This is a genomic window from Clostridium neuense (assembly GCF_045310695.1).
In the GTDB taxonomy this organism is placed as follows: Bacteria; Bacillota; Clostridia; order Clostridiales; family Clostridiaceae; genus Clostridium_S; species Clostridium_S neuense.
On record NZ_JBJIAA010000029.1, the window covers coordinates 1 to 21,403 of the forward strand.

Consider the following 21,403-nt stretch of genomic DNA (forward strand, 5'->3'; position numbering starts at 1 on the left):
AAAGTGAGGTTTTTTTGTTCATCGCTTAAGCTATTCTGAACACACCTGCACAGCAGGTGGTTTTCATAAATGACAAATAAAAAAAATTTGGATTTTTATAAAATCCAAATTTTTTTCTTAAGTTGATGACATTGTTTGGGCGTCAGCCCATTATCCTTCTAGAACTTCAAAAAACCTCTCTCCTAATTACAACTCTATCCCTAATATTTATCTCCTAACCTAATACCAGTGGTTTGGGCGTCAGCCCATTATCCTTCTATAACCCCAAAAAACCTCTCTCTTAATTACAACTCCATATCGTCTTACAAGGTGACCCAATACTGCCATACTATACTACAACTTCCACCACAACAACTATACCACCTCGTATTCCTAATGTTTTTTAGCTAATTTTAAAATTTATAAAAGCAAAGTAGCATTGAGGTTTAATTTTTTAATTTGAAGCTTCAACAAGCCAAATGATTTTTACAGGCATTTACACACGAACTGAAATTATTATTGCAAAAATGATAAAAATTCTATCAACATGCTTAGCTATTTTTTTATTATATGAAATTTTAAGTTTTGGAATTGCAGTATACTATGGCTTAAACATATCACTACATAACAGTTTCCAATCACTTTTAGTCTTTTTAACTTACGGATATATGATAGGTTCCTTTGAATTTTTGGTTTCTTCTATAAGTTTAAGTGGAATAGCAAGCGGAGTTATTACATATCTATGCTTTTTTGATATTATGAATGTGCTTCTTTCAAATGCTCTTTCTTCACATATATCTAAAATTTTGAAAAGCGTTATTAGAAATTCAATTTTTTATATAGCCAACACAGGGTTCTATAGCCAAACTTATACCATAAAAGAATTTTTAATTTTATTCATCTCTGCAAGTATTATACTTATATTATCATGTGTTATATTTAAAAGAAAAAACTTATAAACGTAAATGGGACTGTTGTACTAAATAAATATATTAAATTATAATTTAAAAAATTATAATTTTAAAATTTTTAGTACAACAGCCTCATTTGCATTTTACTATTTAATAAAATAATCTATGATTTTATAAGTCTATTTTCTTTTCAAGTATATATCCTATTCCTATAAATAAGCCAATCATAATTATAATATAGAAAATTCCACCTGCTATATCTACTGGCATTAAGAGTATGGATGGGTCACTCGCAGTAGTTGAATTTAAATAGCTATCTCCGTAAATTGTAACATAAGGATTTATAGTTTTAGGAAATGCTTCACATATAAGTTGATATACTTTTCCTACAATTAAATTAGTTACTATAAAAATAAGAAAGGCTACAAGTCCACTAAATTTTCTTTTGTTCATTATTGCTCTGGATATTGATACAGCAAAGTATATAAATAAAAGTAATTGAACATACAATAAAATTCCTATAATTGCATCTGCTATTAAAACTAAGCTAAATTTGAAAATATCTAAATTAGTTACATTCTTAAGATCAGTAAATGCACTAAGGAATGCATCAAAATTACCAAGAGCAACAACACCAACTAAAAACATCATGATACCGCCAACAATTGATACTAAAATCATCACAATCAGTGAAGAAATTAACTTTGCTCCTAAAATTGAATATCCGCTTTTAGGAATTGAAAAAATCAAATATCCTGTATCCTGCTTTAAATCTCTTGTAAAAGTAATTATATTGTATATAAAAGCTGCTACACTAGCTCCAAAAAGTATGAGGAATGATAATCCAACTATAGCATCATTTGACCAAACATGAATTCTAGTCATAAGCGCTATATTCAAAAGCACTATAACCCCTAAAATTATCAAAAATTCCTTACTTATAGTTTTAATTTCATATTTTATAAGTTTAAACATCCTTAAAAACCTCCCTATAAAGTTCATCTATAGACATACCCTTTTCATTTCTAAGCTCTTCTGCACTTCCGCTTAAAACATTTTTACCATTTGATATGAATACAACGTCATCAAATAATCTTTCTATATCATTTACGAGATGTGTAGTTATTATCATTGAACTCTTTTCATTAAAATTATTTATTATTGTATCCAATATTTTTTCTCTTGTGGTTGGATCAACGCCTCCCAATGGCTCATCAAGTATATATAGCCTTGCTTTTCTTGAAAGCACAAGCGTCAAATGTAGTTTTTCAAGCATTCCTTTTGAAAGACTTGTTACCTTGCTATCCATTTCTAAGTTCATGAATTTCAAAAGCTTTTCTGCCATATCATAATCAAAATCGCTGTAGAAATCTCTAAAATAGCTAAAGGCATCCTTTATTTTCATCCATTTATAGAGATAATTTTTATCTGGCAAATAGGATACTATTGATTTTGTATGTACTCCTATTTCATTTCCATCTATTGAAACTTCACCTGAATTTTTTCTTAAAATCCCTGCAAGTATTTTTAAAAGTGTACTTTTTCCACTTCCATTTGGACCTAAAAGTCCAAGTATTTTTCCTTCTTCTAATTCCATTTGAAAGTTATCCAAAGCCTTTTTTCTAAAATAATTTTTGTTAAGGTTAGAAACTTTTAATATGCAATCTCCCATTAATCCTTCCTCCTAAATATCTATTTTTTTTTCTAGGATATATGCTGTAGCTACAAATAATATCACAGTTATAATGAATCCAAGCACTCCATTTGCAATGTTAAAAGATACATTTCCGTAAGCTGCATCGCTGATTTTGCTCGAGGATATGTTAAGATTTACTATACCACCTGATATATTCATTCGCTGTGGCAGTATTTTTTCTATAATATCTTCTAGATAATATGATATAACTCCAAAAGCTATAAATATAATTACTTCTACTAAACCACTTAGCCTTTTTCCCTTCATTATCATTTTTGTAAATGCAATTATAAAGTATATAACTATAATGAGGGATATATATCCGTACAGAGTTCCAAGCATTTGTAAAACTGATCCTCCATTGAATCCATTAAACAATTTAAAGGATAGTTGCTCTGAAAAAATATACATGAAAGCTATTCCAATAATGCTAGAGCTAACAAATTCCAATAGAACTACTACTAATTTACCCCCAAGAATTGAATATCCACTTTGAGGTACGCTAAACAATAAATATCCTGTATCCTCTTTCAAATCCCTAGTGAATATCCTTATATTAGAAATAAAAACTGCAACTAAACCTCCAAAATAAATTAAACAACTTGATCCAAAAACTAATTCACTTTGCCATACATTTATCCTTGTTAAAAGTGCTAAGTTTAGAAGTATTATAACTGCTAAAATAACAAGTAAATCTCTCCAAACTGTCTTCAATTCATATTTTATAAGGTTAGGCATCTTTGAAGACCTCCCTGTAAAGCTCATCTATAGACATATCCTTTTCATTTCTAAGTTCTTCTGCACTTCCACTTAGAACATTTTTACCATTTGATATGAACACAACATCATCAAACAATCTTTCTATATCATTTACGAGATGTGTAGTTATTATCATTGAACTCTTTTTACTAAAATTATTTATTATTGTATCTAATATTTTTTCTCTTGTAGTTGGATCAACTCCACCTAATGGCTCATCAAGTATATAAAGTCTTGACCTTCTTGAAAGCACTAATACTAAATGAAGTTTTTCAAGCATTCCTTTTGAAAGGCTAGTCACCTTGCTTTCCATATCTAAATTCATAAACTTCAAGAGTTCCTCTGCCCTAGGATAATCAAAGTCGCTGTAAAAGTCTCTAAAATAACTAAAAGCATCCTTTATTTTCATCCATTTATAAAGGTAATTTTTATCTGGCAAATAGGACACTATTGACTTTGTATATACTCCTAATTCATTTCCATCTATTAAAACTTCTCCTGAGCTTTTTCTTAAAATTCCTGCTACTATCTTTAAAAAAGTACTCTTTCCACTTCCATTTGGTCCTAAAAGTCCTACTATTTTTCCCTCGCCTATTTCCATATCAAAATTATCTAGAGCTTTTTTTCTAAAGTAACTTTTACTAAGATTAGAAACCTTTAATATACTTTCTTCCATCTTACTTACTCTCCTCAAGTCTCTCTTTGATAACTTTTATTATTTCATCGTTATCAAATCCAAAGCTCTTTATGCTCTCTATAAAATTTTCAACTACATCTGTTGCCATCTCTTTCTTTAAATTTCCAACCATATTCTCATCCTCCCTAATAAAACTTCCTGTTCCCCTTTGTGTATAAGTTATATTGGATCTTTCCAGTTCTTGATAAACTCTTTGAAGAGTATTTGGATTAACCTTGAACTTCACTGCCATCTCCCTTATTGATGGTAACTTATCCCCAATCTTTAACTTTCCATTTATTATATCTGCTTTTATGCTATTTATTATTTGTATATAAATTGGAATATTGTTATCATATTGCATAATTATCTACCTCCATATTTTTAAGATTGATGTATTTAAAAACCATGTTAAGAATCGCATCAATTGTTTTAGTGTACTATATATATAGTACGCTAAAGCAAACAAAAGGTCAATAGTAATCCTAAAAATTTATTATGAACTTATGCATAAACTTATAACCAACTTTATATAATAGGACTATTGTTAAAAAGTAATTGTTTTATAGATAAACCGCTTCACTATATATAAAGTATTATAACATATGTTATAATACTTTATATAATTTACTATTTTAGTCTTATAGTGGGTGGAGTAATTATGAAAAAGTTTAATTTATTTATTAGTCTTATTTTAACTTTTGCAATTATGATTTTAGGACTTGCTCTAACAGTTTCTTCAAACGATTCTTTTATTAGCCTCGGAGGTTCATTATTCCTATTATCGATTGGTTTACTTATATTTTTTGCTTTTAAAAATAATTTGTCAATACGGGTAAGTTTAAGGAAAATTAATTTAAAAGCTATACCCTATATTATTATCATAAGTATAGCTAATTTTCTTTCAGTAATATGTATTGTTTGCATAGCATACTTTTTAAAAGTAGGTAATTTTTCAGAAATTAATGATACCCCTAATTTAAACATTATTACAATAGTGGGCGCCGTTATTATTGCTCCTATTTCTGAAGAACTAATTTTTAGAGCTGAATTTTTAGGTATACTCCTAAAAAAAATACCTGTACATATTGCCATTGTAATACAAGGATTTGTTTTTGCAAGCGTACATTGCTTTAGTTTTAACCTTGCATCAGTAAAATTTTATACAGTTATTATAGGTGGTATTTCATTTGGATACATCTTTTATTACACTAAATCCATTTTGTCTTCTATGCTATGTCATTCATTTTACAATTCTATAGCAGTATTAACCGTTAAGCTCACTTTTACCACCAAGAATACTGCAATTTTCATATTTTCTATTTTTTTAGCAATTACTTCTTTGGTACTAATTATTTACCTAATAAGAAAGGTCAAGTATACTTGTTCTTGTAGATAAAAAATATATTCTTGTAAAGGAGCTAGTACATTTTATGAAATATATACCTGTAAAAGAAATTATAAAAAAGCTTAATCCTGATATAGATTGCCAAGAATATACTTACAATTTAAATACGAGCACCACAAAATGTAATAAAGCCATTGAAAAATATATATCAAAAATAGATAAAAAAGATTTAGAAAGTAAAAATATAAATAACATAAAAAATACTCTTAGCGAACTAATATTTAATGAAGATGAAGCTTCTGATATAAACACACTAATATACTTTAATATCATTGAAGAAACTATATTTATTTACTCGTTTTCAGGCTTTAACGACAGTTTTACTTATACTTTAAAAAAGGATAATTCATTTTCTTTTTTAAGATTTCTACTAGACAGATTTTTTGAAGATAAAAATTGCAATATTGATAATGATTTCACCTTATCTGACCATTTAACCATAAAAACAAGAAAATATATAAAAAATATATTTTTAAAAACATGCGGTAAAACGATTAATAATAAATCTGGCGATCATACAATCAGTATATTTGAAGAAATAAACTATATATCAACTCTATCTTATGAAGGTGCAGATATACGTGCAAAGCTGGCTATAATGAATAAAAACTTGGCAGACAATTTTGTAAGCTACTATATAAAGTTGGACAGACCAGTCTCATTCAGTGAATATAGAAAGGTAAGAAAATTGCTGCAAACTTCAGATGAAAGCACTTATTTAATTGGAGACAATGAGAAAATATATGGTTTAGGTAAATTCAATAAATTAGATGAACTTAAATTAAAGTTAGAAAATAATAACACAATTCTCATTGTTGAATTTACAGGAAGATTTGAATACAAAATAAGCAGAGCTTTTATTGCAGATGATCTGATAAATAGCGAATTAGTAAAACATGTTGTAAAGGAAAGCCTTCTATTAAATATAAAAAACGGTAAACCAAATTTAATAGAAAACAAATATTCTGAAAGCATACTAGAAAGCATTCTTAAACAAGCCTTTAAAGATGATTTCAAAAAAGACTCAGAAGAAAAAATAGCTTCATTAAAGAGGATAGTATATTATGCGAAAAATCAAAAACACGGAACCACCTTAGTTATAACAACTCCTGAACTCGCAAAATCTGAGACTTCAAAGCTTGTAAATCAATCTATAAAAATTGAAAATAAGAACTTAGCTAATTGCGATTATTTAGAGAATCTAATATATAAAATAACCAACATAGATGGAGCCATGTATATTGATACAAATTCAAATTGCCATGCTATAGGTGTAATACTAGATGGAACCGCAGACGAAAGACATGGAGATTCTTCAAGAGGTTCAAGATATAATTCTGCCATTAAATATTCACTAAAAGAAGGAATAGGCAACAGCTGCGTTATAATTGTTATATCTGAAGATGGAATGATAGATATAGTTTATAGAGGGGATAAATATGATAGTATCATTAAACAAATAAATAAATTATTTAATAAAGCTGATACCTTATTTAATGATAAAGATTATAAAGGAGCAATAAATATATTAAATAAGATTTTAAAATTAGATGCTTCATCATCAAAGGCATATCTTAACAAAGGACTTGCTCTTTCCGCTCTTGAAAGGAAAAACGAAGCTATAAATTGCTATGATTTAGCTATTAAATTTAAACCGGATTATGCAAAAGCTTATTATAACAAAGGAACCGTGCTTTTCTATCTTGGCAAAAAGGAAGAATCCATTGAATGTTATAACTTAGCTATTAAATTTAAGCCTGATTATGCAAAAGCATATTACAACAAAGGTAATACTCTTTCTTATCTTGGCAGGAGAGAAGAAGCCATAAAATGCTATGATTTAGCTATTAAATTTAAATCGGATTATGCATACGCTTACAATAACAAAGGTACTGCTCTTTCTGATCTTGACAAAAAGGAAGAAGCTATTAGATGCTATAATTTAGCTATTAAGCTTAAACCTAATTACGCCAAAGCTTATTGTAACAAAGGAAATGCACTATGTGATCTTGGGAAACAAGAAGAAGCTATTAAATGCTACAACTTAGCTATTAAGCTTAAACCTAACTATATATATGCTTACAATAACAAAGGAATTGCACTTTCTACTATTGGAAATCAGGAGGAAGCTGATGAATGTTTTAAAAAAGCTGAAGAACTAGAAGAAAAGTTGAAAGGCAATATTAGCAATGAAGAATAAAAGACGAATGTAAGTTTTTCATAATTAAATAAAAAACTTACACTCGTCCTTTGCTAAAAGAAGCTTTTCTATCTATCAGGCATTTGCCTTTGCAGTTCCATCTTTTTTAAGTTTATCCTCAAGTTCAGCCAAGGCTCCCCTATCATAAAACATTATAAGATAAGCAATAATGCTTGTAAAAAACATAAAACCAAAAAATCCAAGATATTTTAGAAGATAAAAAGTCCCTATGATTATAACTATTTTTACTGCAGTAGTTGGAAGCCTTCTTATACTAAAATACATAGAGGCTCTTATTATATCTACAGTTTTCATATAAAACCTAGATAAGATTGGGAATGCATATAATGTAATAAGCATTAAAATTAGCATTATTCCTAAGAAAAAAGCACCTACAAATTTGTAACTAGGAATTGAACTTACAACCCTTATGTCTACCATTAATATTCCCATTGCTAACAATAAAAATATCCATATTTTAAAAGCTTGTTTAAAATTATCTTTATAGGCTCTTGAGTAATCCTTCCAAACATCTATTTCCTTTTCCTTCAGCAGCTTTCCCATTATAGACAGAAGAGCACTAATAGAAGGTCCAAAAGGAATTGCTGTAATAAACAACAACATATAACTGTATATATTAGGCTCTGCTGCTAAATAAACAATTATAAATACTAGATTTGAAATTAAAAACAATACGTTAGCAGCAAAAAAGTAATAAACATAGCTTAATGCAATGTACACAGGTCTATTAAAAAAATCCTTCTTTTTCATAGTTGGATTCACTCCTCTACAGGTATTCCAATATAATTAATTATGTTATTATAACATATGTTTTGTATCATTTTTCCTGCAAACTCTATATCCTTTGGAATTTCTTCATCTTTAATCCACTGTCCTACAAGGCCGCATAATATTCTTCTAAAGTATTCATGTCTTGCATATGAAAGAAAGCTTCTTGAGTCTGTGAGCATTCCAACAAATCTGCTTAAAAGCCCACAATTATATAATGCCTTCATTTGATCCATCATTCCATCCTTGTGATCATTAAACCACCAAGCTGCGCCAAATTGAATTTTTCCAGGAACACCTCCACCTTGAAAATTTCCTGCCATAGTTGAAAGAACGTAATTATCTTTTGGATTTAGTGTATATAATATAGTCTTTGGAAGTTTATCTTCCTTTGCAGCTAAATCCATTAATCTTGAAAGAGAAAATGCTATATTTTCATCCCCAGGAGAATCGAAGCCAGTGTCTTTTCCTATTTTATTAAACATTAATGTATTATTGCTTCTCATAGCACCAATGTGAAGCTGCATAGCCCATCCAAATTCACTGTAAGTACACATAAAGAAATAAAGTGTGTAGGTTTTAAATTTATCCTCTTCTACTTTTGTTATAGCTTCACCCTTATTAGCCTTATCAAATATCTTAGCTACTTCCTCTTTAGTGGTTTCTTCATATGGAACATGTGTTAAGGAATGATCTGCAAGCTTACACCCAACAGAATTAAAATAATGAACTCTGCTTTTTAATGCTTCAAGATAAGCTTCATAATTTTTAATATCCATATTGCTTGCTTTCTCGAGTTGTTGAAGCCATATTTTAAAGGTTTTATCTGCTATTTCAATAGCTCTATCTGGTCTAAAGGTTGGAAGTACTTTAACGTCAAAATCCTTGCATTCTTTAAGAAGTACATGATACTTTAAATCAGAAACTGGATCATCTGTAGTACAAAGTGCTTTTACATTTGAATTAGCTATAAGTTGCCTTGCACTAAAGTCTCCACTTGCTATAACTTTATTTGCTTTTTCCCATATAACCTCTGCATTTTTTTCATTGAGTACTTCATCTATATTAAAATATCTTTTAAGTTCGATATGAGTCCAGTGATATAGTGGATTTCCCATAGCCATTGGCACAGTTTTAGCCCACGCCAAGAATTTTTCATAATCACTTCCATCTCCAGTAATATACTTTTCTTCTATACCATTTGCCCTCATCGCTCTCCATTTATAGTGATCTCCATAAAGCCATACTTGTGTTATATTTTCATATTTAACATCTTCATATATTTCCTTTGGATCTAAATGGCAATGGTAATCGAAAATGGGCATATTTTTTGCATAATCATGATACAACCTTCTAGAATATTCATTGTGAAGTAAAAAATCATCATCCATAAACATAAACTTTCATCCTCCTATTTATTTATATTGAAACTAAATACGCTGTGCTCTGTACTTTGTACTCTTATATTCTTTATAAGTTGCTTGTAATACTATACTCTTTGAATTTTAATATTTTAGGCATTGCTTCTTTTAGTTTTGTATGTAAAATAAATTAAAAACGCAACAACTGGTATGCAAGCTACTGTCCATAAGCTTCCCGAAAACAACCTTACGCACCAAAATCTCAGAAGGTTTCCTCCATCATAAAAGCTCGTTATGAGTCCATCATATCCACTTACCTTATAACCAGTTTGCTTTGCGAGTAAAGTTAGAGCTTTTGCCATATACGAAGATGTATAAAGCGTTCCTATAATAACAGGTATTCCAGTTATAAAGGATCTAACTACATTTCCTTTCATAGCAACTACAATCATAACCACTGCCCCTATAGTATTTGGAAGGTCACCAAGTGGTATAAATTTAATTCCTGGAAGGATAAATGAAAATACAAGTGCTACAGGCATCAATAATATTCCTGTTACTATAACTGCAGGATTTCCTATTATTAAAGATGAATCAAGACCTATATTGGTATCTTTAAACTTTGGAAATTTCCTAAGCATATATTCTTTCATTCCATCTGATATAGGCATAAGACCTTCCCCAAGTATTGCTGTCATTTTAGGAAGTATATATATAACTGCAGCTATAGTTATAGAAATATCAAGAATATCCTTAACAGGGTATCCAGCTGCTATTCCAAGTACAGCTCCCATCAAAATTCCCAAAGACATGGGTTCACCACAAAATCCTAGTTTATTTTTTATACTTTCTGGATTAGCCTCCAAATTCCTTAGCACTGGAATTCTGTCAAATAGCTTATCCATAAATACTGCAAAGGAATAATATGCTTGTGCAGATAATGTTGTAATTGATATTCCTCTAAGTCCAGTTAGTTCTTCAACATCCTTTGAGCTCCAGTCTGCAAACTTTATGCATAAAACCAGCAGAAAAATTGCTGCTAAACAGGAGAGAATTGCATTATTAGTAAAATAATATACAAGTTGTGCTGCAAATATAAAATGCCAATAATTCCATATATCTATATTTATAGTATTTGTCATCTTTAAAAATAACAGTATTATATTTATAACTAAAATTAATAGTATTAGCAGTGGCACTAATTTAAAAGACCATGATATTCCTGCAAATGGTGTCCATCCAACCTCCATTACATTTTGTTTTATCCCTGTTCTAGCAATAACTGCTTTAAGAACAGGACCTACCTTGGCTACAAAATAATCAAAAACTATAAATATCCCTACAAAGCCTATTCCTAAAGTAATGCTTGATTTTATAGCCTTTTGAAGCTTAAGTCCAATTATAATTGATAATACAAGCATAATTATTGGAAGTAGTACATATGATTTAAAACTCAATATAGTTGTAATAATATCCTTAAATATACCCATTAGTTTATTTCTCCCCCTATGCATGTTTATCACATAAAAAGCAAAGAATGCAAGCTAAATCAATTCACGGTTCACAATAAAGGATGATTTTCCTTTGCACTACCGTGGAAGCGAAGTAACAATGCTGAAGGAGCATTGTTACTTCCTATTATTTGTAGCTTGTAATTTTAGTGTCATCAAGTCCTATATAAGTGTCTGATTCATCCTCCACTACTTTTAATTTAAACAAACTCACCTCATTTTTCTTTAGCACAAATTTTATATTAACAGTGCCATTTTCAGCTACAGAATTATTTGTTGTAATATGTGGTACCGCAACCTTCCTAAGAAGTTCTATTTGCTCTTTACTTGGAAATCTTGGCCTGCCCATTTCCCTCCATGTACCCCATGGGTTTGCATATTCTTCATTTACAGTGTATCTTTCTACAAATACCTTGCCATCCTTAAATGGTATAGCTATCTCGTATTCTTTTTCCTCATCAGAAGCTTTGCCAAACCATTCATTCCAAGCTACAAATACTATAGACTTATCTTCTTTTTTTGTTACAATGATATGCTCATCCTTATACAAAAGTTCTTTTCCAAGTTCATTAAAAAATGAAAATGCATAAAAGGTTGGCTTTGGTATATTATGCAGTGCTACAAGTCCAAAGCCTCCATGAAATTCTGCCCTTGGAACATCACATTCTTCAAACACATCACTGAAAGTCCAATAAGAAAATGAATTTACATAATCTCCAGCTTCACTTAATATCCTGCATATATAAGCTGCATTAAAAGCTGTATCATGAACAGGATTAAGCGGATGGTATGAGGTGTTATATTCAGTTATATGAAAAGGTAATCGTTTAAACTTAGTCTCATCTATCATTTTTCTTACACTTTTAAGTTCATCAAACATATGCTCCTGTGGCATAATCTCTTGATAAGTAAAGTGTGGCGTTTTTTCTCCAACAGTTGAGGTGTATGCATGTCTTGAAACGAAATCTAAAGGTGCATTTTCCGTGTCACAGAACTTTAAGAAATCTTTAATCCAGTGATCAGCTCCACCACATATTGCAGGTCCTCCAACTTTAAGGTTCTCATTTATACTTTTTACTGCTTCAGCAGTCACTTTATATAGCTTAAAGTATTCCTTCTCATCGGCATGCTCCCAAAAACCAGGAAGATTTGGCTCATTCCATATTTCAAAAGGCCAGGTAAGAACCTCTTCTTCTCCATATCTTGAAATAAAGTGCTTCACAACAGCTTTAATAAGGTCACTCCATTTTTCATAATCCTTAGGCGGAGTTACGTTTCCTTCCCAGTAAAATACAGTTTGAGCTCCAGAAGCCAACTTTTTAGGCATAAAACCAAGCTCTACAAATGGCTTTATTCCAAGTTCAAGATATGAATCAAAAATTCTATCAATATAGGTAAAATTATAAAATGGAACAACCTTTCCATCTACCATATCTTCTCTATATATTCCAACATCATCACATAAAAGGCCATGTCCTCTTATATATTTGAAGTCTATATTTTTCTTTACAAAGGCTAAAGTATCAATATATTCTTTTTGAAGTGCAAGTCCAAGTCTTCCTGTTCCTACACAAAAATTCCATCTGCCAAGGAACTCCTTTTTTGAGTCTCTTGGTATTACTAATTTATTCAAAATAAGATCCTCCTTTTATAGATAAACAACTTGGAATATTAAAATTACAATCTCCAAGTTTATCCTGGAAAGCTAAGATGTGGTTTAGAGCACAGAGTACAGTGAAGGATGATTTTTCTCTGATATGCTTCGAAAAATCTAAAACTTATTGCGCCCAGGGCGTTTAAAATATTGTGTTCAGCGGAGCTGACACTATTAAGTTCTAAGATTTACCTGAGAGAAGCGAAAGGCAAATTCACATTCACTCTACTCTCTACTCCTTACTCTCTACTCTTCTTCAACTTCCAGTTTATCAGTATAAATTAGTATTAGTCATCTCAAAATTTCAAGTCGTTTATCATTATTCCATCCAAAGTATGCTTGTAACAAGCCTTGGGTAAAGTCTGCTTCCTCTTGGTGAACCATCATCACTATTAACCTGATCTGTAGCTCCGTCGACGCTGCATCCAACTTGCTGCCACTCGGCATGAACTTTATCCCATTCAGTTTCAGCCTCTCCGTAATTCATATTAAGTATTTCTTTGATTACATACTGGCAAAGGAATATTTTGCTGTTCCAGGTATTTTTACTTGTAGAGGATAATTTCCATCCTCCTGAAACTTCATCTATACAGCAGCCTTTTTTTAGAACTGTCTTAGTATGCTTTTTAAGTATTTTTACTAAGTCTCCAAAAATTCCTGTTTCGCTGACATATTCCTTTTCTCCTATTTCATAAGGATAGATAAGTGCTTCAACTGCTGGAATTATTCTAGAAGTATTTCCATTTTCAAATACTGCTGGAATATATCCATTTTCATAGTCAAACTTGCTTACTATTGTAGCAGCTGCTTGTTTAGCCTTTCCTATAGCTTTTTCTGCAAGTTCTGAAAGCTCGAATTTTTTAAATACGCTTGATAAAACCACATATGCAGCCCATGTTTTTACACCGAGGTATAAATTGTTTCTTGCTTGTCCAAGACTTACATCAAGACTATCATAAGTAGTTATTTCAGAACCGCTCTTGCATCTTTCACTATCTACATCCATTACTCCATCACCATTATTGTCTCTTTTAGAAAGAGATTCAAAGCACTCTTTAAAAACTTCATTATTTTTATTAAGCCAAGTGTAATCCTTCATCTTCAAACCATAGACAGCCCCTGTAAGTATCCAGTTTAACAGTTCCTCATTAGTCATATAGCTAAAGCAGCCTGTAAGGTCTGGAAGTTCATATGAAGAATAGCCTTCAGGTGAAAATCCGTCATAGGTTCCCATATCATGTGTAAATGCAAGTCCAATTTGATCCTTGTAGCTGTATTTTTCTACAAATAAATCAAGAGTATTTGTTATTGTCCAAGGATGGAATTTCATTTCCCAGAATACATGGTCTATATTAAGATCAAAAGTATTCATCATAATGTATTCGCCTTCATTTAATATCCACAAAGGTTCTTCATTGTCTCTTTTCATAAGTTCACTGCTTGCATAATAGCTGTGAGTTGCATGGGCAATTAAAAATTTTCTATATTCATTTAGATTACTGTTTTCAAGTTCTTTATCTCTGTCTTCTGCCTTCTTAACATAGTAAGCCTCATTTTCTAATCCAAATTTAAGCACATCTTCAAGAGAATCAAATAAATCTGCATAGTAGAATTTTGTTTCAATTCCAGTTGTTATATATGCCGGATCATATGTTGCAAGTGCTATTGTATACGTTTTTTTAGTGCCGTTTGGAACCTTAAAAATAAGTGAAGGTGCTCTTCCAAGTCCATGATTTTGATAATTACCTTCTGCCCATGAGCTTAATATATCGAGTCTTGAAAGTTCTCTTATATCCTCTGAAGCTTTTACGGCAAAGCCATATTTCCTTCCAAATGCAGCTCCAAGGTAAGCATCCTTTGTAACTTCTGAAATCCTTCTCTTAAGTCCTTCTACTCCAAATATCATTTCCGCATCAGAAGTACCCTTTGTATTATCCAAGGATATCTTTGCAAATATTACTGGAGCAAACATAAGCTTTTTCTCTTCCTCTGTCATATCTGCTGGATCTTTTACATTTCCAAAAGGAGTTATGATAGAAAAACTAAAGCTATCCGCTGTCCACGTATCTGACGCCCATTTAAGTTCTCTCTTCACATCTTTTTCTTCAAAAAGTTCAATGCTTTTCTTTTCGCTTCCACTTACCACTTCTCCAGTAAATTCTCCTTCAGCAGCACTTGTAATACTATTGCAAAAAGGTAAAAGCTTTATACCATTCTTATCCTTATAACCAATAAGTATATTGTCATCTTGAGGTCTTACATCATTAAGTACAAATCCCCCGCCTTGTCCAAACTTTCCTAAAATAAAGCTTGAGAAAGCTCCAAATGCACTATGATGTTCATGAAATGATTTATTTTCCATAAAAATACCTCCTATAAATTTATTTTAAACGTATAAATACTATCACTTTCAAGTGTTAATTTCAATATTATTCCACAAATCTTTAAATTTTCCACCCCACTTTTTATTAAAAAATTACTTATAGATAAACATACAATGGTACATTTAATTCTGTATATTTCACCACCATTAATATATTTTTCTTTTGTGTTCGTCTTGAATTCCAGTTTTTCTATAGAAATATGAATTTACAACATCTCTCCATTCCTTTGAATCCTTTATTTGAATTTCAAGCCTATCGAGAACCGCATCAAATATTTCATCATCAATTTTTCCCTTAAGTGAAAGCCATTTTTCCTTTAAGTCATATACTCTTTCTACTCCTTCAAAATGAGTATCATATATATGCTGAATTATTGTTTTTCCACTCTTAAGCACATACTTGTACTCCATGTTATGGAAGAAAAGCAGTAACTCCTCAGGACAAGTTTCCACATTTTCATACATGTCCGCTATTGGCTTTGCATATTCTGCCGTATAGCCTGTACCAGTTTTTACTGTTCTATCAACTCCAAGACTCCTAAAATCAGCATAGTGGTAAGTTCCCCAGGCTGCATATTCATATCCATCAACACTTGGTCCATAATGATGGTTTGGATTTACCATCCAGCCTATTCCTAGTGGACAAGTATATTCTTCATATATGTCTCTTGACTGCATAAGCATTGATACTATTTTGTCCTCACCTTCAAAAACCCCAAAGGTAAGTTCTACCCACTCCTTTGCAATTTCCTCTGCACTAAGAGTAGTATCCCATATCATTCTTCCATAACCATAGAAGTTTGCTTGTGCTAGAGGATGTCCTGTCCAACTCTCATCATTACCTATATTTGATACAGCGGCCACACCTCCATACTTTCTCTTAAATAAATTTCCATTAACTATTTCACTAACCGTTGAACCCTTGCCTTCTACAAGCGTGTCAAAATCTAAAGTTTCCTTCCATAAAGGTACAAGATAGCAAAGATGTTTTTGTTGTCCTGTATATTCCTGAGTTATTTCAAATTCTGCAATTTCATTTGTGTTTGGCATAGCTCCAAATAAAGGAGAGATAGGTTCTCTTATTTGAAAATCCATAGGTCCATTTTTAACCTGTAGTATTACATTATCCTTAAACTTTCCATCTAGAGGTTTAAAGTTATCATATGCTGCTCTAGCTCTATCTTTAGTTCTATCTCTCCAATCAAGAAGACAGTTGTACACAAAGCATCTCCATATTACTATTCCACCAAAAGGTTCAAGTGCTTCTCCTAGCATATTTGCTCCATCTGCGTGATCACGTCCATAAGTGAAAGGACCTGGTCTAAATTCTGAGTCTGCTTTTACAAGGAATCCACCAAAATCAGGAATGCTTCTGTATATATTTTCAGCTGTTTTTTTCCACCATGCCTTAACCTCGGCATCAAGTGGATCTGCTGTATTAAGTCCACCAAGTTCCATTGGTGCTGCAAAGTTAATACTCAAGTAAAGCTTTATTCCATATTTTCTAAATACATCTGCTATTTTTTTTACCTTTGGCAAGTATTCGCAACTTATGAGTTTTGTTTCATACTGATGTACATTTACATTATTTATAACAATTCCATTTATAAAAATAGACGCTGCAAGCCTTGCATAGTCCTCGATTCTATCCATTTTATCTATCACGCAGTTATCCTTATAAAATATTGATTGTCCTGCATAACCTCTTTCTATATCTCCACTCATATTGTCCCAGTGATTTATCATTCTGAGCATATTCTTCGGGTTGTCTACAATATTAATATTGTCTATATTTTTTCCTGTATAAATTTGTCTTAAAAATTCAAAAACTCCATATAAAATTCCATTTTCGTCTTTTCCTAAAATATTTACAACACCTTTGTCTTTTTTTATTGAAAAACCATTGTCAATTAAATCTGATTTTTCATCCTTATCTATTCCTAAAAATACATGAGGTAAATTTGTTTCCTTTAAAACCTCAGGTTTCCTTCCTATAATGTTTTGAGCCGCCATTTCAAGTTCTTTAACAGCCGAACTAATAATTTCACTTTCTTTTTCAGTTACAATTCTACTTAAAATTTCTCCATTTTCTTTTGATAACTTGGCTCCCCTATCATAATTAAGCCAACACTTATATAAAACACTTTTACTTACACCTGCTTCCATTTTAGATACTCCTCTCAAAATTTTTTATGTATAAAATAGATAAAACACAAGGATGATTTTTTCCTTGTACTACCGTGTGAGTGAAACAATATTGATGAAGGGATGGTTTAAATAAAGCTTTATAAATCTTAGAGGATAAATCGTAAAAGTCTTAGAAGTTTCAATCTGTCTGAGCCAAAGGCGAGTTATTGAAACTTCTTAGAATTTTAGGATTTATCATCTTAGATTTATTAGCTTTATTTAATATTCCAAATCAATATTATTTCTACTTATCTATTTTTGACTTTGTTGCTTTATAAGTTTTATTTGTCATATCTGTAAGCTTATCGCTGCCTTTAGCCTTACATTGAGTTACATAACTATCCCAATCTTTATCTAAAGAAGCACTTCCACTCATAAATTTGAAGGTCATAGATTGAACATAGTCCATAAGTGGTTTGCTTATTAATGTTGATTGTTCACGTTCAGTATCAGAAAATAATACTGGAGGATCTGGTTTGATAAATGTCTTTGTAGATTTTATTTCCTTTTGGAAAGCTTTATCTTCATCGCTCATCATAGATTGCATAAGATCATCACTGCCACCATAAGAGAATACACCACCGCTGAAGCCAAATTGTTGTCTTAAATCCTTGCTTCCACCATTTGGATTAAGGTTCTGGAAGTTTATTCCGTTAGCAAGAGTTCTCTTACCGTTTTCTACATTATAAGTAGTACCTTTAACTCCCCATTTACAAAGCTCTTGTCCTTCATCGCTGTAATATAACCAGTCTATAAATTGAAGCATTTGATGAAAGTTTGGATCTTTTGCTGCTTTAGATGAGAACATTATTCCATTTTCAAGACGGCTTGATGCAAGTAAAGCTCCCTTAGGACCAGCTGGAACATTAATTTTTACTACTTTGTATTTTCCAGCACCTAAAGTTTTATCCATGGATTGTCTATAGCTAAGTAAATATTGAGAGTTTGTAGAGATCATAAAAGACTTTCCATTTACAAATTTCTGAACAGCTTGATCATCACTTTGAGTGAAGCTTTCAGTATCTAGCAATTTTCTTTTACAAGACCACTGAAATATTGAAGCATGTTTTTATATTCCTTTGTAGTAGGTGAGAAAATAAACTTATCTGATGATTTATCAAACATCTCACCATTTCCCATGTTCCATCCATATGTTGCTCCAAAAGTTGGTGCAGCAATATTTAAAGCACTTGCAAATAGGAATCTATCTGACCAAGGTGACATATTAGGATATAATTCTTTAATCTTTTTAAGTGTTTCTTCTAATTCTTCATAAGTGGTTGGCACTTTAAGATTATTCTTTTCAAGTAAATCTGTTCTCATTGCAAATGAGTAATCTTGAACAGGAGTTTGGTGTAAACCTGGAAGAACATAATATTTCCCATTATCCTGCATTATTGACTTAAGATCATCCTGCATATTCCAGTCCTTAACTTTCTTTTGGAAGTTAGGCATATATTTTACATAATCGCTTATTGGAAGTATTGCTCCTGATGATATAAATGAAGTTTCTTGTCCTGGGTAAGTTTTAGGCATTATCTCTGGAGCATCACCTGTACTTATAAGCAAACTTCTTTTTTGAATGTAATCACTCATTGGTACTACTGTAAGCTTTAGTGATACATTTGTAATTTTCTTTATTTGTTGGAATAAAAGCCAATCCTGCTTATACGGATATGTAGGCGAATCATTAAAAAGCATACTAAACGTCAATGGTTTTGAAGATTTAAATGTAACATTTGCCTTCCCTACAGTTGCTGTATCTGTTGAAGTATCTGTTTTTGTACTACTAGAAGAACTGCCACAGCCAACAAGTAAACTTGCGCACATTGCAGTAGTAAGAGCCGCTGCAACTAAACCTTTTAGTCTCTTTCTCATCATTTATAATTCCCCCTAATTTAATAATATATATTTGTTAACCTTTTACTGATCCAATCATAACTCCTGTTACGAAGTACTTTTGGACAAAAGGATAAACACAGAGTATTGGTAAAACTGTTAATATTATAGAAGCTGCTTTTATTGTGGCCGCAACCTGAGCTAATGCTTCAGTGTTGGAACCACTATTTTCTGCTGTTGAATTAGCTCCAGCTATTATATTTCTTATATATAATGTAACTGGGAACAACTTCTTGTTATCAAGATACATAAATGGTCCAAACCAGCTATTCCAAAGACCTACAGCGTAGAATAATGTCATTGTAGCTAAAATAGGCTTTGAAAGCGGCAGCATAATTCTTACCATTATTCCATAGGTACCAAGTCCATCTACTGATGCTGATTCTTCTAATTCCTTAGGCAATCCTTCAAAAAAGGTTTTCATAATTATCATATTATAGGTACTTATTGCACCTGGAATAACTACTGCCCAAATTGTATTTCTCATTCCTAAAGCTTTTACTACTACATAGTTAGGAATTATTCCACCACTAAAGAACATAGTAAACAGTGTGAAGGCTAAAAAAAAGTTTCTTCCTTTTAACCTTTTTTTAGAAAGTGCATATGCTAAAATACCTGTCAAAAATACTGATATTGCAGTTCCTAAAACTGTATATAAAATAGTGTTTTTGTATTCAATCCAGAAATCCTTCTCCTTCATAACTACTCTATAGGTTTCAGTTGTAAATCCCCTAGGAAAAAACGTTACCATACCTTTCATGATATATTTCTCACCACTAAAGGATTCTGCTAATACATATAGAAACGGATAAAGCGTCACTACTACTACTAACATCATTATTATAAAATTAACTACCCTAAATATTTTATACTGCTTTGAATCACCCATCTATATTCACCTCCATCACCATAAGCTTGTCTCTGAAAATTTCTTTGAAAAATAATTTGCTCCTGAAACTAATACCAATCCTATAACAGCTTCAAATAATCCTATTGCTGTTGCATAACTAAAATTATTTGCTTCAAGACCCATTCTATATAGGTACGTAGATATTACATCAGCTGTAGAATAAGTAAGCGGATTGTACAGTAACATAATCTTTTCATAGCCTACTGATAAAAGGCCTCCTATATTAAGTATTAAGAGTATAACAATTGTAGGCATAATTCCTGGTATAGTTACATGGAGTGTTTGCTGCCAACGATTTGCTCCATCAATTTTTGCAGATTCGTACAATTCCATATTTATATTGGATAGTGCTGCTAAATATAATATCGCTCCCCATCCTAAACCTTGCCATATTCCGGAACCCACATATATTGTTCTAAACCATTGTGGCAAAGATAAGAAGTTGATTGTTGATCCTGTGAAATGTTTAATAACCATATTTACTACACCAGTTGATGGTGAAAGAAGATCTTGTATCATACCTGCTATTACAACAGCAGAAAGGAAATATGGTAAATATGATACTGTTTGTACAAATCTCTTAAACTTTTTTGATCTAATTTCGTTTAATAAAAGTGCAAATATAATAGGGAAAGGAAATCCTATTACTAATTGAAGTACACTTATAATAAGTGTATTTTTAAATACCAGCCAGAAAGTAGGATCAGCTATAAAAAGTTTAAAGTATTTAAGTCCAACCCATTCCTCTCCGAGTACAGAACCTCCAGGCACATAACTTCTAAATGCAATTATATTTCCAAGCATAGGCCCATACTTAAAAACTATATAATATATAATTGGTAATATTAAGAGGGTATATAATTGCCAATCTTTTGTTATAATTGAAATGTTTTTCTGTAGGTTACCTTTTTGTTTCTTCTTTATTTCTTTTTTGTTTTCATCTTTAACGATTGACACCGTTTCCATTTAATAGTCTCCTTTCTTAAACTTTATTTTTGGTTTGCCACCTGACTTGATACAATCATATACATTATTCATCTTCGTCTCAAGAAGCAATTTAAAAATCAGAATGCAAAATTT

General features: G+C 31.2%; 17 protein-coding genes. 2 read left to right on the plus strand and 15 right to left on the minus strand.

Translation table 11 applies throughout. The annotated features are described in order from the left end of the window. Positions 1-1,061: 1,061 nt before the first annotated feature. The 5 genes from ACJDT4_RS22660 to ACJDT4_RS22680 are packed head-to-tail and all read right to left on the minus strand — an operon-like array spanning position 1,062 to position 4,385. Entirely contained in the window at positions 1,062-1,865 is an 804-nt protein-coding gene (locus ACJDT4_RS22660) for a hypothetical protein (protein ID WP_406789893.1), read from the minus strand. After that, entirely contained in the window at positions 1,858-2,562 is a 705-nt protein-coding gene (locus tag ACJDT4_RS22665) for an ABC transporter ATP-binding protein (protein ID WP_406789894.1), read from the minus strand. Before ACJDT4_RS22665 ends, ACJDT4_RS22660 begins: the two co-directional genes overlap by 8 nt. Positions 2,563-2,574: 12 nt before the next feature. Further along, the gene (locus tag ACJDT4_RS22670) at positions 2,575-3,324 is read right to left on the minus strand and encodes a hypothetical protein (protein WP_406789895.1); all 750 of its coding nucleotides are present in this window, start codon (positions 3,322-3,324) and stop codon (positions 2,575-2,577) included. Beyond that, a complete protein-coding gene (locus ACJDT4_RS22675) occupies positions 3,317-4,021 on the minus strand; it encodes an ABC transporter ATP-binding protein (protein WP_406789896.1) in 705 nt (234 codons plus the stop codon). Before ACJDT4_RS22675 ends, ACJDT4_RS22670 begins: the two co-directional genes overlap by 8 nt. 1 nt (position 4,022) lies before the next feature. Then, on the minus strand, positions 4,023-4,385 hold the full coding sequence (locus ACJDT4_RS22680; RefSeq protein ID WP_406789897.1) for a GntR family transcriptional regulator: 363 nt from the start codon (positions 4,383-4,385) through the stop codon (positions 4,023-4,025). A 297-nt stretch (positions 4,386-4,682) separates the two neighbouring features. On the opposite strand from ACJDT4_RS22680, the gene ACJDT4_RS22685 reads away from it, so the two are divergent. Then, a complete protein-coding gene (locus ACJDT4_RS22685; RefSeq protein WP_406789898.1) occupies positions 4,683-5,420 on the plus strand; it encodes a CPBP family intramembrane glutamic endopeptidase in 738 nt (245 codons plus the stop codon). A 34-nt stretch (positions 5,421-5,454) separates the two neighbouring features. Further along, the gene (locus ACJDT4_RS22690; RefSeq protein WP_406789899.1) at positions 5,455-7,629 is read left to right on the plus strand and encodes a tetratricopeptide repeat protein; all 2,175 of its coding nucleotides are present in this window, start codon (positions 5,455-5,457) and stop codon (positions 7,627-7,629) included. 75 nt (positions 7,630-7,704) lie between these two features. Here the strand turns inward: ACJDT4_RS22690 and ACJDT4_RS22695 are convergent, their stop codons facing one another. From ACJDT4_RS22695 to ACJDT4_RS22740, 10 genes are all read right to left on the minus strand, one after another. Continuing rightward, the gene (locus tag ACJDT4_RS22695; protein WP_406789900.1) at positions 7,705-8,400 is read right to left on the minus strand and encodes a YesL family protein; all 696 of its coding nucleotides are present in this window, start codon (positions 8,398-8,400) and stop codon (positions 7,705-7,707) included. 8 nt (positions 8,401-8,408) lie between these two features. Beyond that, complete coding sequence (gene uxaC / locus ACJDT4_RS22700) at positions 8,409-9,815, minus strand: glucuronate isomerase (protein ID WP_406789901.1); 1,407 nt, start codon at positions 9,813-9,815, stop codon at positions 8,409-8,411. Between the two features lie 116 nt (positions 9,816-9,931). Beyond that, positions 9,932-11,269: a PTS galactitol transporter subunit IIC gene (locus tag ACJDT4_RS22705; RefSeq protein WP_406789902.1), complete on the minus strand. Its 1,338-nt coding sequence runs from the start codon at positions 11,267-11,269 to the stop codon at positions 9,932-9,934. Positions 11,270-11,417: 148 nt separating this feature from the next. Continuing rightward, positions 11,418-12,923: a GH39 family glycosyl hydrolase gene (locus ACJDT4_RS22710; protein WP_406789903.1), complete on the minus strand. Its 1,506-nt coding sequence runs from the start codon at positions 12,921-12,923 to the stop codon at positions 11,418-11,420. 340 nt (positions 12,924-13,263) lie between these two features. Next, on the minus strand, positions 13,264-15,306 hold the full coding sequence (locus ACJDT4_RS22715; RefSeq protein ID WP_406789904.1) for a glycoside hydrolase family 52 protein: 2,043 nt from the start codon (positions 15,304-15,306) through the stop codon (positions 13,264-13,266). A gap of 168 nt (positions 15,307-15,474) precedes the next feature. Further along, positions 15,475-17,493, minus strand: a complete 2,019-nt coding sequence (locus ACJDT4_RS22720) for an alpha-glucuronidase family glycosyl hydrolase (RefSeq protein WP_406789905.1) — start codon at positions 17,491-17,493, stop codon at positions 15,475-15,477. Between the two features lie 265 nt (positions 17,494-17,758). Further along, positions 17,759-18,544 carry a type 2 periplasmic-binding domain-containing protein gene (locus ACJDT4_RS22725; protein ID WP_406789906.1) on the minus strand — a complete coding sequence of 262 codons (786 nt, stop codon included), beginning with the start codon at positions 18,542-18,544 and terminating at the stop codon, positions 17,759-17,761. Further along, a complete protein-coding gene (locus ACJDT4_RS22730; protein ID WP_406789907.1) occupies positions 18,538-19,395 on the minus strand; it encodes an extracellular solute-binding protein in 858 nt (285 codons plus the stop codon). The genes ACJDT4_RS22725 and ACJDT4_RS22730 overlap by 7 nt, the downstream gene beginning before the upstream one ends. 34 nt (positions 19,396-19,429) lie before the next feature. After that, entirely contained in the window at positions 19,430-20,302 is an 873-nt protein-coding gene (locus ACJDT4_RS22735) for a carbohydrate ABC transporter permease (RefSeq protein ID WP_406789908.1), read from the minus strand. Between the two features lie 15 nt (positions 20,303-20,317). Then, positions 20,318-21,289: an ABC transporter permease gene (locus ACJDT4_RS22740; RefSeq protein WP_406789909.1), complete on the minus strand. Its 972-nt coding sequence runs from the start codon at positions 21,287-21,289 to the stop codon at positions 20,318-20,320. Positions 21,290-21,403 lie beyond the last annotated feature (114 nt).

Coding starts and splice junctions, on each gene's coding strand:
- uxaC (WP_406789901.1), bottom strand. CDS start 9,815: ATGTTTATGGATGATGATTTTTTACTTCACAATGAATATTCTAGAAGG.
- ACJDT4_RS22740 (WP_406789909.1), bottom strand. CDS start 21,289: ATGGAAACGGTGTCAATCGTTAAAGATGAAAACAAAAAAGAAATAAAG.
- ACJDT4_RS22735 (WP_406789908.1), bottom strand. CDS start 20,302: ATGGGTGATTCAAAGCAGTATAAAATATTTAGGGTAGTTAATTTTATA.
- ACJDT4_RS22675 (WP_406789896.1), bottom strand. CDS start 4,021: ATGGAAGAAAGTATATTAAAGGTTTCTAATCTTAGTAAAAGTTACTTT.
- ACJDT4_RS22720 (WP_406789905.1), bottom strand. CDS start 17,493: ATGGAAGCAGGTGTAAGTAAAAGTGTTTTATATAAGTGTTGGCTTAAT.
- ACJDT4_RS22715 (WP_406789904.1), bottom strand. CDS start 15,306: ATGGAAAATAAATCATTTCATGAACATCATAGTGCATTTGGAGCTTTC.
- ACJDT4_RS22690 (WP_406789899.1), top strand. CDS start 5,455: ATGAAATATATACCTGTAAAAGAAATTATAAAAAAGCTTAATCCTGAT.
- ACJDT4_RS22665 (WP_406789894.1), bottom strand. CDS start 2,562: ATGGGAGATTGCATATTAAAAGTTTCTAACCTTAACAAAAATTATTTT.
- ACJDT4_RS22685 (WP_406789898.1), top strand. CDS start 4,683: ATGAAAAAGTTTAATTTATTTATTAGTCTTATTTTAACTTTTGCAATT.
- ACJDT4_RS22670 (WP_406789895.1), bottom strand. CDS start 3,324: ATGCCTAACCTTATAAAATATGAATTGAAGACAGTTTGGAGAGATTTA.
- ACJDT4_RS22695 (WP_406789900.1), bottom strand. CDS start 8,400: ATGAAAAAGAAGGATTTTTTTAATAGACCTGTGTACATTGCATTAAGC.
- ACJDT4_RS22680 (WP_406789897.1), bottom strand. CDS start 4,385: ATGCAATATGATAACAATATTCCAATTTATATACAAATAATAAATAGC.
- ACJDT4_RS22660 (WP_406789893.1), bottom strand. CDS start 1,865: ATGTTTAAACTTATAAAATATGAAATTAAAACTATAAGTAAGGAATTT.
- ACJDT4_RS22705 (WP_406789902.1), bottom strand. CDS start 11,269: ATGGGTATATTTAAGGATATTATTACAACTATATTGAGTTTTAAATCA.
- ACJDT4_RS22730 (WP_406789907.1), bottom strand. CDS start 19,395: ATGATGAGAAAGAGACTAAAAGGTTTAGTTGCAGCGGCTCTTACTACT.